Below are 1,710 nucleotides of genomic sequence, written 5' to 3' on the forward strand. Positions count from 1 at the left end.
CGGCATCGGGCCTGTCGAACTTCGTGCGGATCATGTGCGGCGGTATCGGCACGTCGATCTTCCAGACGGCCTGGGACCATCGCAACAACTTCCATCACGCGCAACTGGTCGAGCAGGCGAACGTCTACAACCCGACGTTCAACCAGGCCGTCATGCAGATGGGCAACCTCGGGCTGACGCAGGACCAGGCGCACGGGCTGATCAACAACATGGCTACACAGCAGGCCGCGCAGCTCGGCGTGAACGACCTGTTCTACATCTCGGCGGCGATTTTCGTGCTGCTGATCGGGCTGATCTGGATCACGAAGCCCGAGCGCTCGGGTGGCGGCGATGCAGGTGCTGCGGCATCGGCTGCACACTGAACACGCAGCCTGAACGCAAACAAAAAGCCCGCCTTTCGGCGGGCTTAATAGGATGGTCAGCCCGATCCTCACTCAGTGGACTACGCTGAGTGAGGATTTTGTCCTTCTGGAGGGCCATCATGGACACGGTATCGCTGATCGGAATCGATCTCGGCAAGCACTGCTTCCACCTGCATGGACAGGATGCGTCAGGCAGGATGGTGTTCCGTAAAAAGCTCACGCGTAGCCAGATGTTCACGCTGCTGGGCAATTTTCCGCGTTGCATTGTGGTCATGGAGGCCTGCGCCGGTGCTCACTGGATCGCACGTCGACTTCAAGCGCTGGGCCATGAGGCCAAGCTGATTTCTCCGCAATTCGTCAAACCGTTCCGGCAAGGCAACAAGAACGATTTCGCGGACGCCCAGGCGATCTGCGAAGCAGCCGCTCGTTCGAGCATGCGTTTCGTGAGCCCGCACAACGAAGCCCAGCAAATCGTTTCAGCCTTGCACCGTGTGCGCGAGCGGCTGGTGCGTGACCGCACCGGCACGATCAATCAGATTCATGCGTTTCTGTTGGAGTTCGGTATCAGCTTGCCGCGCGGCATGGCAGTGATCCGGCGACTGCCTGCCGTGCTCGAGGCAGAATCGTTGCCGCCGAGGCTGGTGGTCGTGCTCGAACGTTTGCAGGCGCACTTCAAGTATCTGGACGAGCAGATCCACCAGCTCGAACGTGAGTTGCTTACCCAGCTACACGAGGATGAACGCAGTGAACGACTGCTCGAGATTCCTGGCATTGGCCCGATGACCGCCAGCGTGTTGATGTCTGAGTTGGGCGATGCCCAGCAATATGGCTCAGCAAGGCAGTTTGCAGCTTCGGTTGGTCTGGTGCCGCGGCAGTACAGCACCGGCGGCAAACCAACGCTACTGGGCATCAGCAAGCGTGGCGACAAGGAACTGCGACGATTGCTGGTGCAATGTGCGCGGGCCATCATGCAGCGCATCGAGCACCGCACGGATGCATTGGGCGTCTGGATTCGCAGCCTGTTGGCGCGGCGACACTCGAACGTGGTGGCCTGTGCCCTGGCCAACAAACTGGCGAGGATCGCCTGGGCCATCCTCGCCAAAGGGACACACTACCGGAGCATCGAGGCTGTTCCCTCAGTCTGACGCTTCCTATCGCTTACGGCTTCAGTTTCAGTAGTCACCTCTGGTTTTGCGACGCGAGATACGTGAAGGCATAAACGACTCAACGGCCGGGCAAGTAACCTGACACAAAAAACAGCACCTCAATGCTGTGGGCTTTTTGAGGTTTGCCCGGCGCGGCTCCCATCATGGGGCGGGATCTTTCCCATCCGCGACCCCGGATAGAT

The 1,710-nt window shown here is 59.7% G+C and carries 1 protein-coding gene and 1 pseudogene; both read left to right on the top strand.

The window, feature by feature from the left end:
• A pseudogene (locus KEC57_RS19310) lies at positions 1–362 on the top strand (hypothetical protein); the annotation flags it as partial.
• A gap of 119 nt (positions 363–481) precedes the next feature.
• Positions 482–1,507: an IS110 family RNA-guided transposase gene (locus KEC57_RS19315; protein WP_046543588.1), complete on the top strand. Its 1,026-nt coding sequence runs from the start codon at positions 482–484 to the stop codon at positions 1,505–1,507.
• The last annotated feature ends 203 nt before the right edge of the window (positions 1,508–1,710 follow it).

Origin of the sequence: Microbacterium allomyrinae (assembly GCF_020682705.1) — a bacterium.
Taxonomy (GTDB): domain Bacteria; phylum Actinomycetota; class Actinomycetes; order Actinomycetales; family Microbacteriaceae; genus Microbacterium; species Microbacterium allomyrinae.